The sequence below is a fragment of the Carboxylicivirga sediminis genome (genome assembly GCF_018156225.1).
GTDB classification, from domain to species: domain Bacteria; phylum Bacteroidota; class Bacteroidia; order Bacteroidales; family Marinilabiliaceae; genus Carboxylicivirga; species Carboxylicivirga sediminis.
This window is the reverse complement of sequence record NZ_JAGTAR010000008.1, coordinates 101,205-116,818: the sequence shown is the minus strand read 5'-3', so window position 1 is coordinate 116,818 and position 15,614 is coordinate 101,205. Positions and strand designations below refer to the sequence as shown.

The window sequence follows — 15,614 nt, the reverse complement described above, 5'->3', positions numbered from 1 at the left end:
ATAATCAAATTAGAATGTTAATTGCACGTTAAATCCAAAGGTTCTGGTTGCAGGAATAATACCTCCTTCTAAACCCTGAATATTACCAGAACCATTTACAGTTGATTCAGGATCAATTCCGTCATTGTCAAGGCCCCATACAAACAGGTTACGTCCATAAAGAGAAACGCGGGCATTTTTAATTACGTCTGTAAATTGCGGTAAAGTATAACCTAATGTTACCTCTCTTAATTTAATGTAAGTTGCATCATAGAAGCTAGTAGCACTTGGCATTCCAAATCCATGATAATGATACGCGCCATAATCCTGTGCCGAAATATGCACATCATTAGGACGAGTTGATACAATATTACCATCATCATCATAAGTAGCAATTACTCCATCTAATACTAAACCATCCTCACGAATAGTATTTCCATTTGCAGTAGCAACCGCAGTTTTCTCATCCATACCTGAGTACATCGCCCACATATTAGTCAATGAGTAATAATTACCACCTTTTTGGATGTCAATTAAAGCTGCTAGATCGAAATCTTTGAAACGGAAGCTGTTTCTAATACCCATATTATAGTCTGGCAAAGCAGAACCAATAGGAGTTAGAGCTCCTGATGTAGCATAGAAACCTGTTCCTTCGTCAATAACCTTATTTCCGGCATCGTCATATACGAAGTCATATCCCCATAGCATTTGATATGGATCTCCTTGCGAAGCATTAACATAAGCACCTCCAAACGGGGCTCTCGCTAACTGTATTTTATCAATGCCTTCAGGTAATTCAAGTACCTTACTATCATTCTTAGCGAAAGTAAAATCAATATCCCAACGGAAATCACTTGTAATATAAGGAGTTCCTGAAAGTACTAATTCAACACCTGAGTTTTCAATTTTACCAGCATTAATGTACTTACTTCCATAACCGGTTGTTGTACTTAACTCTAAAGCAACAATCTGGTCTTTGGTAGCACGGTTATAATAACTAAAGTCGACGAAAATACGGTTATTAAAAGCAGAAGCTTCAAAACCAATTTCATACTCCGAAGTACTCTCGGCCTTCAGCTCAGGATTATTCAATGTTGCAGGAAGAGTAAAAATAGGAGAACCATTAAACGGCTGACCTGTCTCAAATAGCGTCTTAACTCTGTATGGATCAGTTCCGTTACCTACACCTGCGTAATTAGCACGAATTTTGGCCATGTTTAACCAAGGTAAATTCAAGCTTTCAGATAAAATATAACTCAAAGAAACAGATGGATAAGTATAAATATTATCATTTGTTGGTAGTGATGTATCAAAATCCTGACGGATAGAAGCATCCAAGTATACCATATCCTTCCAACCAAAACTTGCAAATGCAAACCAACTGTTAACCATTTTCTTTTCCAAATAGTCACGTACAGCAGGTGTATTTACTGAGTTATTTAGATCATAAAGACCAGGAATAACAAGACCACCATCAGTTTCACCAATCAATGATTGATAATGCTCTTTACGACGGTTAACTCCTACATATGAAAGAATATTGAAATCATTTATCTTCTTTGTAAAGTTAAGTCTACCTTCTAAGTTTAACTCGGTACGCTGGCGATCTGCTTTGTAAAAATATGATTGAGCTTGTGAACCAACAGCCATCCTATCTCTAATATTGAAAGCATAAGTATCAAGGAAAACATTACCTTCAGCAGTCAAATAATCAGTCAAATGAAACTTCATACCAGTTGTTCCGAAAACACGCTCACGATCATCATCTGAATAACTTTCGTAAGCAATCCAATATGGGTTGTCTGAATATACAGGTGTACCATTAGAGAATGATCTCCTGTTCCAGGTTCTTTGCGTGCCATCAGGGTTTTTATAATTTCTCAGGCGAGACATATCTAATTGAGTTTGTCCCCACTGGAAAAATTTCTGAGATACTGATTTATCACCATATCCACCTTCCGGACGTCCTTTTGTATAAGTGTATACATAAGTCATGTTAGCATTTACCTCAGCAAAACCATCCCATAACTCAGTACTTCCGTTAATATTGAACGTATGCTTATCTTGACTTGAATTTGGCATAGTTCCTGTCATGTTCACATTAGTATAACCAAATCTCAAAGCTGACTTCTCAGTAGTAGCGCGGATTGAAACAGAATTTGTGTAGGCAACTCCTGTTTCATAATAATCTTCGTAATTCTCTTCTGGATAAACCCAAGGTGCTGTCTCAGGAGTGGTTGTAATCCCTTTTTCATAATCAGCTGCACCCCACCAATGTATTACCTCACGATTAGGATCATATTTTGGACCCCAACTTTCATCCATACGATAAAGTACTACTTCATAATCATTTCCATCAATAGTTTCAGTTCTAAAGTCTCCAAGACCACCACCATATTTCTTTTGTTGTTGTGGAATAACATTAACTTTTTCCCATGAAATACCAGAATTAACATCAACTGCAAAAGTCTTCTTGCCTGCTTTACCTGTCTTAGTTGTTATCATGATAACACCATTCTGGCCACGACTACCATACTGAGCCGTTGCAGCACTACCTTTAAGAATATTGATACTTTCAATATCCGCAGGGTTCAAGTCATTACTCATTGAACCATAGTCGATACCACCACCTCCAGTTTGTGCACCAGTACTGTTAAAGTTCGATGCATCTAAAGGTACTCCATCAACAACGTATAACGGTTGGTTATTACCTGTTAAAGAACTTGCTCCACGTATTAATACATTTTGCGAACCAGCAAAATTCGAACCAGAGATTTGAACACCAGCAACTTTACCTGCCAAAGCAGATACTGCATTTGTATTATTAGCTGCAGTCAAATCATCAGCTTTTACACTTTGCGAAGCATAACCTAAGGACTTCTTTTCGCGGGAAACCCCCAAGGCAGTTACAACCACCTCATCTACACCAATTGCTTCAGATTCCAGTACCACATTAATGGTGGTTCTTCCTCCAATAACAACGTCTTGTGTTTTCATACCAACAAATGAGAACAACAAATTTGTTGCATCATCAGGTACACTTAAAGTATAGTTACCATCAACATTTGTGACAGTACCAATAGTTGTTCCTCTAACAACAACTGACACGCCTGGCATTGGCTCACCAGATTCACTATCGGTTACAAGACCGGTAATGGTTGTTGTTTGAGCAAACATTGCGTTCAGTCCCACGAATAATATCAGGGACGCGATTAATGCTAATCTGCGCATAAAACAAAAGGTTTAAGTTAATAATAGTGATAAAATTATAGCGCGACATACGCTAATTCATTCATAGACTTAACCACACAATAAATCCGTTTACATATGAATACTGGCGAATATTCATAGACAAACAACAAAGTGCAGTTTTAATAAAAATAAATAGGAATGTTCTTTTTAAAAATACGGTTTCTAGTGTTCATGACTAAAGGTTTAAAAGTTAATAATGGCGATAAAGGTTAAACTTTTATTTAATTGTGTTGTATTCTTTTAAAAAGTGTCAACTGGCGAAATTGACGCTACAAAAGTACAAAAATATTAATTTATCACAAATTCATTTCTTTTTATTTCTATTTGTAATTTCACTAATGTTTTTAATCACTTTTCATTAATTCCTCTAAATCAAAGAGCTAGTCAAATATACTTTTTAGATTTTTAAAAGCAAAATTTTTATGAATTTTTGTTAATTTTTATTAATCCCCTTTTAACCCCTTTAATTTAGGTGTAATCATTAAAAAAAACACCAAAAAGCTATATTTTCGCGTGCTAAAATTAAATACTATGAGCAAATTAATATGTCTTTGCAATGGGGTAAGAGAGAAAGAGCTTATCGATACAATAAATAATGTCGATATGGCCACGCTTGAAATCATTCAAAATAAAACCGGAGCAGGCACTAATTGCGGTAGGTGCATTAACTCCATTGAGGCATTTCTGGAAAAGCAGGAATCAAAACACAACTAGTATGCTTTGACCGAATGACTGTTGAATTTTCAAGTATAATGATTAGTTACATCTATTTAATCCATTGATAAGCTATTGGTAAGTAGCTTACTATTCATTTTTAATTAAACCTCCCAATGTTTTTTAGAAGACCTCTTATATTCTTGTTAATGTAAGATACCCTTCCGCACACATACAGAATACAAACTTAGTATTAGTATTGAAATGAATATTACTTATTCTACGCACTTCTTTAACTTACGAATTTTAAATACTATTACATCCTTATATCTGCTTACTTTCCATAACTCCTGTGGACTTGTGCTCTACATTCCTTATGTATATTAAGTCTAAATATTGATTAATCCATACATGTAATTATTCATCAATCCACACATCTAGTTATCTATATATTTTATTAGTTTTGCCCATACAACATTCTAATTCAACAAGCCAATGGGTAAGAACAGAAGAGATTTCATTAAGATTTCGGCACTTGGAGCTGCAGGACTCGTTGCTGGCACAAGATATTTAATGGCTCAAAATCAAATAGTCATCCCGGAAAATCCAAAAGGCCCCTGGCGGATGCCGCATGATTTGGTTAGAACACCAACTTATTGCGAAGTGTGCTTTTGGAAATGCGCTGGGTGGACCTACAAGAATGACGCAGGTCAGATTCAGAAAATAATTGGTAACGATGATGATCCAAATAGCAATGGTCGCTTCTGTCCAAGAGGAACTGGCGGAGTTGGCATGTACTATGACGAAGATCGACTTAAAACGCCATTAATAAGGGTGAAAGGTGCCGATGGTAAACAAACTTTTAAAGAAGCAAGCTGGGACGAAGCATTTGACTTTATTCAAAAAAAGATTGAAAAAGTGATTGAAGAGCATGGCCCGGAATGTCTTGCCTTATTCACTCACGGCTCCGGAGGAACCTATTTCGGTAATTTATTAAAATCACTCGGTTCTCAAAATATTACCGCACCATCATATGCACAATGCCGTGGTCCACGTGAAGTTGGTTTTATTGCCACCTTTGGTGAAGGTTTAAGCTCGCCAGAACCAACTGACATTCGTGATAGTAAATGCATGGTATTAATTGGCTCGCACATTGGTGAAAACATGCACAATGGGCACGTTCAGGAGATGTCAGATGCGATTGATAAAGGTGCTACAATTATCACGGTTGATCCTCGCTTTTCTACAGCTGCAAGTAAATCCAAATACTGGTTACCTATTAAACCCAGTACCGATTTGGCATTGTTGATGGCCTGGATTCACGTTTTGATTTATGAAGAACGATACGACAAGAAATACGTTGAACAATATACATTTGGCTTTGAGCAGTTGAAAGAACATGTGAAACACATGACACCTGAATGGGCCTATGGAATAACCACTATTAAACCGCAAGTGATTCGTGAAACAGCCCGTGAAATGTCTTATGCTTCACCAGCTACGATTGTTCACCCGGGACGTCACGTCACCTGGTATGGTGATGACACGCAACGTTTAAGAGCTGTAGCTATTCTAAATGCATTATTAGGTTCTTGGGGGCGCCGAGGTGGCTTCTACATTCCTGATAAAGCCAAAGTACCAGGAGTGCCTCACCCGCCTTATCCAAAACCACGCAGAACATGGCGTGATGCCATGGGTGGTAAATATGAATTGGCTGATTTGGCATTGGCGAACGGTGTATGTGATGCCACCATTCCTTCTGCAACAATGGATTGCAGCATTAAGGCCTGGATTGTTAACGGAACTAATCTGATTGAGACACTACCCAATCGCCCCAAAACTATGGAAGCCATTAATGCATTGGACCTAATGGTAGTGGTAGATACTATGCCAATGGAAATCACTGGATATGCTGATGTGGTTTTACCTGAATGTACATATCTTGAGCGTTATGATTCACTGAGGGTTACGCAACATCGCGAACCAACCATATCATTGCGTATGCCGGCTATGAAGCCAAAATACGATTCGAAACCAGCCTGGTGGATGGCCAAGAATCTGGCTGAACGACTGGGGAAAGGCGAATACTTCCCGTTTGATTCAATCGAAGAAGAATTGGACTACCAATTGAAAAAAGTCGATTCATCGCTGGAAGAAATGCAGCGAATAGGTGTAAAAAAACTGCCACGTGCCTACGATGACTTGTATTATAAAGATGGTGAAGAGATTGAGTTCAATACCAATACCGGAAAAATTGAATTGTACTCCACATCACTTGAAGAGTATGGCTTTGATCCTATGCCCAAATACACAGCTCACCCTGAACCTCCTGCAGGCTACTACCGATTAATTTACGGAAGAGCACCGATGCACACATTCTCGCGTACAGCCAACAACCCTAATCTGACGGATTTGATGGATGAAAACACAGTATGGGTAAATCCTAAAGTTGCGAAAGAATGGGGACTTAAAAATGGCCAAGAAGTTTACCTTCAAAACCAGGACAACGTGGTTTCTACATTCCCGATTAAAGTGAGAGTTACAGAGCGTATTCGTTGGGACTCGGTATATATGGTGCATGGATTTGGACATGCCAACAAAAAACTGAGTCGTGCTTTTGGTCGTGGCGCAAGTGACTCAGAGTTAATCACTAATGTTATGATGGACCCTATTATGGGTGGCACAGGTATGAGAGGTAATTTTATCACATTTAGATTTAATAAAGCATAAGGAGAGACAGCTATGAGATATGCAATGGCCGTAGATACGAAAAAATGTGTGGGCTGCAGTGACTGTGTGGTAGCTTGTCAGACAGAAAATAATGTTCCTATCGGATACTGCCGCGACTGGATTGTGGAAGTAACAGACGGAACTTATCCACAACTGGAACTGGAACATCGCTCAGAACGATGCAACCACTGCGAAAATTCGCCCTGCGTAAGGTGTTGCCCAACAGGTGCCAGCCACTATAGTGATGGCGGAACTGTAATGGTTACCAAAAACAAATGCATTGGCTGTGGAGCTTGTATTGCTTCATGCCCCTATGATGCACGTTACACCCACCCCGAGGGATACGTTGATAAATGCACCTTCTGTCTGCATAGGGTTAAAAAAGGACAGCAACCCGCATGTGTGGCGGTATGTCCAACAAAATGCATGTATTTCGGAGATTTAGACGATCCGAATTCAGATGTGAGCCGGGTAATTAAAAAGCGTAAGTATAAAACGCTTATACCCGAAGCAGGAACGAATCCTCAATTATACTTTTTGATATAAATCATTCAAAAGAACAAAATGAGAGAAGAATTAATAGTTAGCGGACGCATGAATCCACATATCGATCCGCAATTACAAATATGGGAATGGCACATACCTGCCTACTTATTTTTAGGTGGTTTAGCAGCCGGAATACTATTTTTTGCGAGTTACTTTTATATTAAAGGAAAAAGCGAGGAATACCCTACAGCAGTTAAGCTGGCTCCAATATTCACCCCATTACTTATTGGTTTAGGCTTATTATTTCTGCTGCTGGATTTAAAGCACAAACTCTATTTCTGGCGACTTTATACAGCTTTTAAAATAGAATCACCTATGAGTTGGGGTGCCTGGACATTAATGGCCATCATGCCTTTATCAGCAATATGGGCTGCTTTTAATATTAAATCATTATTCCCGAAATGGGACTGGAAATTTGATATAGTTAAAGATGCCATAAAAGTGCTTGAAGAATACAAAACCCCAATAGCATGGGCAATAATGATTCTTTCAGTTATACTTGGTATCTATACGGGAATTCTACTATCTGCTTTTAATGCCCGTCCACTATGGAACACCTCCATATTAGGCCCACTGTTTTTGGTGTCGGGTATGTCAACTGGTGCGGCAGCCATTATCATTCTGTCCAAATCAAAAGTGGAACGTCACACTTTTGCTAAGATTGACTTATTGCTCATTGCCATTGAATTATTTCTTATCATTCACATGTTTATGGGATTCAGGGCCAGCTCGCAGGTGCAAATTGATGCATCAGCCATGTTCCTCGGCGGTCAGTTTACTGCACCATTCTGGGTACTTGTGGTTGGAATGGGCTTAGTTATACCAGCCGCATTAGAGATACTGGAGATGCGCCATAAAAAGATACCCTATATGGTGGCTCCTGTCCTGGTACTCTTCGGCGGTCTGTTATTTCGTTTCATCATGGCCTATGCAGGTCAAATGAGCCGATGGTTGTATTAAAACATTATAGTGATCAATAATATAAACGCATATAAATGAATAAAGAACAAAGCAAAAAGTACATGAACCCATATATGGGAGGTGTACTATTAGGACTTGTGTTACTGACTGCCTTTTATTTCTCGGGCAGAGGATTAGGAGCGAGTGGTGCTGTAAAAAGTGCAGTGGTTGCTGGTGTTGAAACAGTTGCACCCGCACACGCAGAGGCAAGCGATTTTTATACCAATTACAAAGAGTCACATAGCGGAGGTCCTCTAAAAGATTGGTTGGTTTGGGAGATGTTAGGAGTTTTAGTAGGCGGATTTGTTTCGGGTGCCATTGCTGGCCGTTTGAAGTTTAAAGTGGAACATAGCCCCAAAATTACCAGCAAAACACGTTTAATATTTGCTGCTCTTGGAGGTATACTGTTTGGGTTCGGTTCTCAGTTGGGCCGCGGTTGCACCAGTGGCTCGGCTTTAAGTGGTATGGCGGTATTATCCCTGGGCGGATTTATTACCATGGCATTTATTTTCGGAACTGCCTTTGCATTAGCTTATTTCGCACGTAAATTATGGATTTAATAAAAATACAGATATGGGACCTTTAATTGTATACGAATATATTTCAGAGAATACCAATTTGCTGATGGCCTTCATCATTGGCATTGCGTTTGGATTTGTACTTGAGCGCAGCGGCTTTTCATCATCACGTAAGTTAGCTGGCATGTTTTATGGTTATGACACTACCGTACTCAAGGTATTTTTCACTGCTGCCATTGTAGCAATGCTTGGTTTATTATTCTTCAGCCTGTTTGGCTGGATTGACTTAAGCTTAATATACATCAATCCTACCTTCCTATGGTCTGCCATTGTAGGTGGTGCCATTATGGGCGCCGGATTTATTTTGGGTGGCTTCTGTCCGGGAACAGCCTTCTGTGCCTTATCAATCGGTAAACTGGATGCCTTAACATTTATTGGGGGTTTGGTGATTGGTGTGGTTATCTTCACCGAAGGATTCCCCTTATGGGAAGAACTATTCTACGCCGAAAACATGGGAACACCTACCATTAATAACCTGCTTGGATTATCACGTGGTGCTTTTGGCCTCATTCTTATTTTGGCTGCCTTTGGGATGTTCTTTATTGGCGAATGGGCTGAGCGAAAGTTTCCAAGGGAAGAGTACTAATTGTACTGTAACAAATTTGATTAAATGCTAATCATTTAAAATTTAGAGAGATGAATATGCGATTAAAACTGGCCATGGCAATCATTCCTTTGGGAATTATAATTGCCGCAGTGCCTGAAAATACAACCAGACCATATAAATTAACTGCACCACAACTATTGGACGAAGTAAAAGAAGGAATACAGTTTGTATCGACCGATGAAGTGGCAGACATGCTCATTCAGAAAGATCCATCGTTGCAGTTAATCGATGTACGCGATAAAGACAGCTACGATAAATTCCATTTGCCGGGTGCTATTAATATTCCATTAGCCGATCTTCTTTCAGTTGAAAACGAAGATTACCTTAACCAGGATGTGAAAATGAATGTATTCTACTCCAATGGAACAACTTCATCTAACGAAGCCTGGATGATTACCCGCCAGCTTGGATATATTAATAACTACGTGATGCAAGGCGGATTAAATCATTATGCCGAAACCATTATGAACCCATCAGCACCAGCATCAACCAGTCCTGATGATGAGTTTGCAAGATATGATTTCAGGAAAGGTGCCAGTGCAGCACTCGGTGGCGGCAACCTAAACGCAGCTGCTGAAGATGCACCATCAGCACCAAAGCCAACCATCAAAAAGAGAGCGAAGAAGAAGCGTGTGGCAGGTGGCTGCTAAACTACATATCCAATAATTCTTTTTGTATCTTTATTTACAGAAAGTTAAACATGAAATACACCGGATGCCTGTTCAATAGAAAATAACCGGGCAGGCATCCGCTTTTTAATATGAGAAGTTTCTTCGAGTAATTACTCCTAAATCAAAGGACATGGGGTGCTTACCGATGGGATTGGTCGGAAACAATCAATCCTCCCGATTTCTGAAATGGCTCAGAATGACTTGGAAAGGAGAAAGGAAAAAGACTAATTGCAAAGCTTGATGCTGAGAGAGTGCATGCTTATAATGCTTCATTAGCATTTAGCAACTAACGCACAATAGGCTTAATAGCGTTCCCTTTCTGCTTTCATTTATTTAGTATCAATTATTAATAGAATGGAAACAGAATTTCTTTTTTACCTGGCTATATTTTTCACATCTATCCTCTACTCCTCAGTAGGGCATGGAGGTGCAAGCGGCTACCTGGCTATAATGGCTTTATTTGCCATTGACCCAATTTATATGCGGGCATCCGCCTTAACGCTTAACATGTTTGTAGCCGGCATCTCTTTCTTCCATTTTTACCGAGGCGGTCATTTCAGGCTAAAGCTGCTATTGCCGTTTATTGCCTTGTCTATCCCTATGTCATTTATTGGTGCCAGACTTGATGTCAACCCCTACACCTATAAAATTATCCTCGGCATTTTCTTATTGATAGCTGTAATAAGGATGCTTTTCTTCACCAAGTCAGAGAAAGAAGCGAAGCCTATTTATTTGCCATTAGCACTTGTTTTTGGTGCTGTGCTAGGTTTTTTCTCAGGCATGATTGGCATCGGAGGAGGCATCATCCTGAGCCCTTTGCTCCTGCTTATGGGTTGGGCCACAATCAAGGAAACAGCAGCCATCTCAGCCATCTTTATCTTTCTGAATTCGGCCAGTGGCATTCTAGGGGTTATCGCCAAGGGATTTGAGCCTATCAGCAGCATATACATTTTAATTGTACTTGGAATTATTGGTAGTATTATTGGTTCGCAACTGGGACAAAAAAGGCTGACACCGCGCTATCTGATGTATATGCTATCATTTGTGCTGTTGTTTGCCAGTTTTAAACTCTTTTACTTTGCCTGATGAAGTCAATTACAGGAATCATATTAGCCGGCGGACTCAGCTCACGCATGGGACAAGAAAAAGGATTGCTCCAATACAAAGGGCGTGCTTTAGTAGAGTATAGTATTGATGCTCTTAAACCTATGTGCTCAGAAATTATCATCAGCTCTAACAATGCAGAATATGAGCAGTTTGGCTTTCGGGTGATTGCAGACGTGTATCAGAAAGTTGGTCCTATTGGCGGCCTTTACTCCGCTCTGGCTGAAACTGGCACAGAAGATGTTATTGTATGCCCTTGCGATATGCCCTTTATCACCACCGAATTATTCGATAAGCTATTGAATGAAAAAGGTAAAAATAAAGCCGCTATTGCCGTATCTGCTGCCAACAAAATATATCCGACATTAGGCTATTACCATAAAAGCTGCTTGCCGGTTATTCTTCAATTCATCGAACAAAGACAATATAAATTACAACTATTGATGAAAGAGCTAAAGGCTCAAACTATTTTGATTGAGGATGATAAAAGTCTTTTAAACTTTAACTCACCGGAGGATTTAATTTGAAACAATACCCTAACATACTAATGGTTGCCGGCAACGGGCGAAATGTTGGAAAAACACTCCTGTCGTGCCGCATAATAAAGCACCTGGCTGAATCAACCGATGTGTACGCTGTAAAAATATCATCGCACTTTCATAGTCTGGATAATGAGGCGCACATAATAACCTGCACTGATGATTTCACCATTGTGAAAGAAACCCTTGATACCCGCAAAGATAGTTCGCGCATGTTGAGAGCAGGCGCTTCTGAAGTATTCTATGTACAATGCAAGAATCCTCATCTTCCCCTAATGTTTGCATCATTAACGAACTATCTGCCAAAAGATAAACCTGTTATTATTGAGACAGGTGGCTTGTATAACTTTATTAATCCCCACGCTTTGTATTACATCAAAGGAGAAGACTCATCAAAGCAAAAGCCAATGAGAGACGGAAATAATATAATTGTGCTATCGCCTGATGAAGCTTTAGTATTCAATGTGGAGAGCGTTTTTTCAGATGAGTCTCTGTTAAAAATCCAGGACTATGAGAGAGTATAAAGACGCGTTAAAAATAATCGTTGATCAAGCTGAAACGCTACCATCAGAAAGCGTTTCACTTATGCATGCTTATCAAAGGGTTTTAGCTGAAGATGTTTGCATTGACATGGATATGCCGCCATTTAACAAATCGGCCATGGACGGTTATGCCTGCCGCAAAAAAGATCTTACTAATACGCTTACAGTAGTTGAAACCATCTTCGCTGGAAAAAATCCCGAACATATAATCGGCGAAAATCAATGCGCCAAAATCATGACTGGTGCCGTCGTTCCCGAAGGGGCCAACTGTGTGTTTATGATTGAAGATGCAGAAGTGATTGATGAAAAACATGTCCGTTGTACCAATATCAATACCAAGAGTAACATAAGCCTTCGGGGTGAAGATGCGCAATCTGGCGATTTACTACTCCCTGCATCTACCTTGTTAGAAGCGCGCCATATGCCACTATTGGCTATGGCAGGTAAAAGCACTGTTCAAGTATACAGGCAGCCCCAGGTAACTATAATTGCAAGTGGAACAGAGCTTGTTGAACCCCATGAAACGCCTCAACCATTTCAAATTCGAAATTCCAATTCATCGCAATTACTAGCACAGCTGCAGCAGCTCAATATAAAAGGACATTATAGAGGAATTACCAAAGATGAAGGCCCTCTGCTGGCAGAACAAATCAACATTGCCCTACAAGAAAACGATGTGCTGATATTAACAGGTGGGGTTTCGGTTGGTGAATACGATTTAATACCAGATACACTTCAAAACCTTGGTTATGAAATAATAGTATATAAAACGGCCATTCAACCAGGTAAGCCCATGGTATTTGCCAGAAAAGGAAAAAGCTACTGTTTTGGGCTTTCCGGCAACCCGGTATCGTCGTTTATACAGTTTGAATTGTACACACGTCCATTCCTATCAGCCTTAATGGGCCATCCATATAAACCAAAAGAGCTGATACTTCCTCTAAACACTGATTTTGGCAGGAAGAAAGACGCTCGTTTGCTCTTTGCACCAGCTATCATCAATGAACGAAGTGAAGTGGTGCCCCTTGAATTTCATGGTTCGGCGCACATTAACGGTTTAAGCAATGCGCAGGTGCTATTTGAAATACCTATAGGAGTTAAAGAACTTAAAAAAGGAGATTTAATCAATGTTAGATGCCTATAACAGAAAAATTACTTATTTACGTGTTTCGGTAACTGACCGGTGCAATTTAAGATGCCGCTACTGCATGCCAGAAGAAGGTATTCAGTTGCTAAAGCACGATGATGTACTGTCTTTGGAAGAAATAGCAGAGGTGATTCGTGAAGGCGCTAAAATGGGCCTTAAAAAGATACGACTAACAGGTGGTGAACCTCTGGTAAGAAAAGGGATTGTGCAGTTAGTGGATATGATTAAGCAGGTGGAAGGCATTGAGGAAATTGCCATGACCACCAATGGCGTTTTGTTGAGTAAATACGCCAAAGACCTTAAAAAGGCTGGCCTCAATCGAGTCAATATCAGCCTGGACACACTTGATGCAGAAGAGTTCAGAAGTATTACCAGGCTGGGCAATATTAATGATGTAAAAAAGGGCATTAAGGCAGCTCAGGAGGCAGGCCTCACGCCTATTAAAATCAATGTGGTCAAAACAAAGTTTTCAAACAAACAAAACATTGATGCCATTAAGCAATTCTGCCTTGATGAAGGCCTGAACATTCGTTTTATTCATCAGATGGATTTGGAAACCGGTGATTTCTCGGTTGTTGAAGGTGGAGAGGGTGGCAATTGCCAGCTTTGCAACCGCCTTCGCCTAATGGCCAATGGCGACATTAAACCCTGCCTTTTCAGCAACAGTGGCTTTAATGTTAAGAAGCATGGCATTACAGAAGCCTTTCAATTGGCCCTGGGGGCCAAACCTCTGGAAGGTACCATTAATCAAAATCATAAGTTTTACAATATTGGAGGTTAAACTATGTCTGATAAATTAACTCACATAAACAAAAACGGGGAAGCCAACATGGTTGATGTAGGCGATAAACCTATTCAAAAGCGTACAGCCCGAGCAACTGGCTTTATCAAACTAAAGGCCAATACTGTAAGTTTGATAAGTAATAACATGATGAAAAAAGGCGATGTATTATCCGTTGCGCGCATTGCCGGCATTCAGGCAGCCAAACAAACACACATACTCATTCCGCTGTGTCATGCCTTACAACTAACCAAGGTTGATGTCAGCTTTGATATTAAAGAAGATGGCATAATGGTCAATTCCTTATCGCGCTGCCTGGGTCAAACAGGTGTGGAAATGGAAGCACTAACCGCCGTTAACGTGGCGTTACTAACAATTTACGATATGTGTAAGGCCGTTGATAAAGATATGGAAATGCTTGATATTCGTTTAGTTGAGAAAACAAAAGTCTGACCGTTTATTTATTGCATCAGTAAAAACTACAGAGATGAAGATTCAAATAAAATCAGTTAATATATCGGAAAAGAAAGGCACAAAAAAAACGCCTTTTAAAAGTATTACTCTTAACCACCTGGGAGTTGATGGCGACGCTCATTCAGGGCATTGGCATCGGCAGGTGAGCTTGCTTGGTACCGAAAGCTACCAGAAAACGGAGGATGCTTCGGGCACAAAACTAAACTTTGGTGATTTTGCCGAAAACATCACAACTGAAGGATTAGCGCTGCATCACACCAAAATATTCGACCGCTTTGTTAATGATACCATTGAACTGGAAGTAACGCAAATAGGTAAAAAGTGCCACAATGGTTGCGAAATCAAGGAACTGACCGGCGACTGCGTTATGCCCAAGGAAGGGATTTTCTGCCGAGTACTGAAAGGTGGTGCTCTAAAGCCAGGTGATGTTTTAAAATATGTGCCACGTATCATCAACGTGCATATCGTCACATTAAGTGATCGTGCTTTTGAAGGCATCTATGATGATAAGAGCGGTCCGTTTACTGAAAAACTGCTCAGCACATATTTTGATGAGCAGAACAGGCAATACAGTTTTAATCGCACTATTCTTCCCGATGATGAACAACAACTGAAAAACACCATTCTCCAATTGGTGGCTAGCGGAGTGGACATCATCGTTACAACTGGCGGAACTGGTATTGGCCCGCGCGATATTACTCCCGATGTCATCAAACCACTGCTGGAAAAAGAAATTACCGGCATTATGGAAGCCATCAGAATGAAATACGGTATTGATAAACCTAATGCTCTACTTAGTCGCAGTGTAGCCGGAGTAATGAGACAAACCCTTGTTTATGTGCTGCCGGGCAGTGTTAAAGCGGTAAAGGAATACCTGACAGAGATAATACCAACTATTGAACATTCATTGAGAATGTTGCATGGTATTGACTCCCATTAAACAGATACTTTCGGCACTACCCTTGCAATTGGCACTGAATGTCCTTTTTTTCCAATTAATATAGTTAGCTCATAGCTAGTTTTGTATGGTCAAACAAAATAAAACAAAGC

At 40.0% G+C, this 15,614-nt stretch carries 15 protein-coding genes and 1 riboswitch; of the genes, 14 read left to right on the top strand and 1 reads right to left on the bottom strand.

The features are described 5' to 3' along the window. Positions 1 to 9: 9 nt before the first annotated feature. A complete protein-coding gene (locus tag KDU71_RS07140; RefSeq protein ID WP_212189234.1) occupies positions 10 to 3,210 on the bottom strand; it encodes a SusC/RagA family TonB-linked outer membrane protein in 3,201 nt (1,066 codons plus the stop codon). A gap of 552 nt (positions 3,211 to 3,762) precedes the next feature. On the opposite strand from KDU71_RS07140, the gene KDU71_RS07135 reads away from it, so the two are divergent. From KDU71_RS07135 to KDU71_RS07070, 14 genes are all read left to right on the top strand, one after another. After that, positions 3,763 to 3,945: a (2Fe-2S)-binding protein gene (locus tag KDU71_RS07135; protein WP_212189233.1), complete on the top strand. Its 183-nt coding sequence runs from the start codon at positions 3,763 to 3,765 to the stop codon at positions 3,943 to 3,945. 435 nt (positions 3,946 to 4,380) lie between these two features. Beyond that, on the top strand, positions 4,381 to 6,615 hold the full coding sequence (locus tag KDU71_RS07130; protein WP_212189232.1) for a molybdopterin-containing oxidoreductase family protein: 2,235 nt from the start codon (positions 4,381 to 4,383) through the stop codon (positions 6,613 to 6,615). Between the two features lie 12 nt (positions 6,616 to 6,627). Further along, on the top strand, positions 6,628 to 7,161 hold the full coding sequence (locus KDU71_RS07125; RefSeq protein ID WP_212189231.1) for a 4Fe-4S dicluster domain-containing protein: 534 nt from the start codon (positions 6,628 to 6,630) through the stop codon (positions 7,159 to 7,161). 18 nt (positions 7,162 to 7,179) lie between these two features. After that, positions 7,180 to 8,121, top strand: a complete 942-nt coding sequence (nrfD, locus tag KDU71_RS07120; protein WP_212189230.1) for an NrfD/PsrC family molybdoenzyme membrane anchor subunit — start codon at positions 7,180 to 7,182, stop codon at positions 8,119 to 8,121. A gap of 35 nt (positions 8,122 to 8,156) precedes the next feature. Continuing rightward, positions 8,157 to 8,681, top strand: coding sequence for a YeeE/YedE thiosulfate transporter family protein (locus KDU71_RS07115; protein ID WP_212189229.1), 525 nt, complete (start codon positions 8,157 to 8,159; stop codon positions 8,679 to 8,681). A gap of 13 nt (positions 8,682 to 8,694) precedes the next feature. Next, positions 8,695 to 9,285 carry a YeeE/YedE thiosulfate transporter family protein gene (locus KDU71_RS07110; RefSeq protein WP_212189228.1) on the top strand — a complete coding sequence of 197 codons (591 nt, stop codon included), beginning with the start codon at positions 8,695 to 8,697 and terminating at the stop codon, positions 9,283 to 9,285. Between the two features lie 50 nt (positions 9,286 to 9,335). Then, positions 9,336 to 9,956: a rhodanese-like domain-containing protein gene (locus tag KDU71_RS07105; RefSeq protein ID WP_212189227.1), complete on the top strand. Its 621-nt coding sequence runs from the start codon at positions 9,336 to 9,338 to the stop codon at positions 9,954 to 9,956. A 109-nt stretch (positions 9,957 to 10,065) separates the two neighbouring features. Continuing rightward, positions 10,066 to 10,205: riboswitch (molybdenum cofactor riboswitch) on the top strand. 126 nt (positions 10,206 to 10,331) lie between these two features. Beyond that, positions 10,332 to 11,063, top strand: a complete 732-nt coding sequence (locus tag KDU71_RS07100; RefSeq protein WP_212189226.1) for a sulfite exporter TauE/SafE family protein — start codon at positions 10,332 to 10,334, stop codon at positions 11,061 to 11,063. Next, positions 11,063 to 11,608, top strand: a complete 546-nt coding sequence (gene mobA, locus KDU71_RS07095; protein WP_212189225.1) for a molybdenum cofactor guanylyltransferase — start codon at positions 11,063 to 11,065, stop codon at positions 11,606 to 11,608. Before KDU71_RS07100 ends, mobA begins: the two co-directional genes overlap by 1 nt. After that, complete coding sequence (locus KDU71_RS07090; protein ID WP_212189224.1) at positions 11,605 to 12,144, top strand: P-loop NTPase family protein; 540 nt, start codon at positions 11,605 to 11,607, stop codon at positions 12,142 to 12,144. Before mobA ends, KDU71_RS07090 begins: the two co-directional genes overlap by 4 nt. After that, positions 12,131 to 13,306, top strand: a complete 1,176-nt coding sequence (locus KDU71_RS07085; RefSeq protein ID WP_212189223.1) for a molybdopterin molybdotransferase MoeA — start codon at positions 12,131 to 12,133, stop codon at positions 13,304 to 13,306. The genes KDU71_RS07090 and KDU71_RS07085 overlap by 14 nt, the downstream gene beginning before the upstream one ends. Continuing rightward, on the top strand, positions 13,290 to 14,090 hold the full coding sequence (locus KDU71_RS07080) for a GTP 3',8-cyclase MoaA (protein WP_212189222.1): 801 nt from the start codon (positions 13,290 to 13,292) through the stop codon (positions 14,088 to 14,090). Before KDU71_RS07085 ends, KDU71_RS07080 begins: the two co-directional genes overlap by 17 nt. Positions 14,091 to 14,093: 3 nt before the next feature. Then, entirely contained in the window at positions 14,094 to 14,543 is a 450-nt protein-coding gene (gene moaC / locus KDU71_RS07075) for a cyclic pyranopterin monophosphate synthase MoaC (protein ID WP_212189221.1), read from the top strand. 34 nt (positions 14,544 to 14,577) lie between these two features. Continuing rightward, entirely contained in the window at positions 14,578 to 15,504 is a 927-nt protein-coding gene (locus KDU71_RS07070) for an MOSC domain-containing protein (protein WP_212189220.1), read from the top strand. Positions 15,505 to 15,614 lie beyond the last annotated feature (110 nt).

Excerpts from the sequence above, each read along its gene's own strand:
- KDU71_RS07130 (WP_212189232.1), top strand. The coding sequence starts at position 4,381 with ATGGGTAAGAACAGAAGAGATTTCATTAAGATTTCGGCACTTGGAGCT.
- mobA (WP_212189225.1), top strand. The coding sequence starts at position 11,063 with ATGAAGTCAATTACAGGAATCATATTAGCCGGCGGACTCAGCTCACGC.
- KDU71_RS07070 (WP_212189220.1), top strand. The coding sequence starts at position 14,578 with ATGAAGATTCAAATAAAATCAGTTAATATATCGGAAAAGAAAGGCACA.
- KDU71_RS07110 (WP_212189228.1), top strand. The coding sequence starts at position 8,695 with ATGGGACCTTTAATTGTATACGAATATATTTCAGAGAATACCAATTTG.
- KDU71_RS07135 (WP_212189233.1), top strand. The coding sequence starts at position 3,763 with ATGAGCAAATTAATATGTCTTTGCAATGGGGTAAGAGAGAAAGAGCTT.
- KDU71_RS07100 (WP_212189226.1), top strand. The coding sequence starts at position 10,332 with ATGGAAACAGAATTTCTTTTTTACCTGGCTATATTTTTCACATCTATC.
- KDU71_RS07115 (WP_212189229.1), top strand. The coding sequence starts at position 8,157 with ATGAATAAAGAACAAAGCAAAAAGTACATGAACCCATATATGGGAGGT.
- KDU71_RS07080 (WP_212189222.1), top strand. The coding sequence starts at position 13,290 with ATGTTAGATGCCTATAACAGAAAAATTACTTATTTACGTGTTTCGGTA.
- KDU71_RS07085 (WP_212189223.1), top strand. The coding sequence starts at position 12,131 with ATGAGAGAGTATAAAGACGCGTTAAAAATAATCGTTGATCAAGCTGAA.
- KDU71_RS07140 (WP_212189234.1), bottom strand. The coding sequence starts at position 3,210 with ATGCGCAGATTAGCATTAATCGCGTCCCTGATATTATTCGTGGGACTG.
- moaC (WP_212189221.1), top strand. The coding sequence starts at position 14,094 with ATGTCTGATAAATTAACTCACATAAACAAAAACGGGGAAGCCAACATG.
- KDU71_RS07125 (WP_212189231.1), top strand. The coding sequence starts at position 6,628 with ATGAGATATGCAATGGCCGTAGATACGAAAAAATGTGTGGGCTGCAGT.
- nrfD (WP_212189230.1), top strand. The coding sequence starts at position 7,180 with ATGAGAGAAGAATTAATAGTTAGCGGACGCATGAATCCACATATCGAT.
- KDU71_RS07105 (WP_212189227.1), top strand. The coding sequence starts at position 9,336 with ATGAATATGCGATTAAAACTGGCCATGGCAATCATTCCTTTGGGAATT.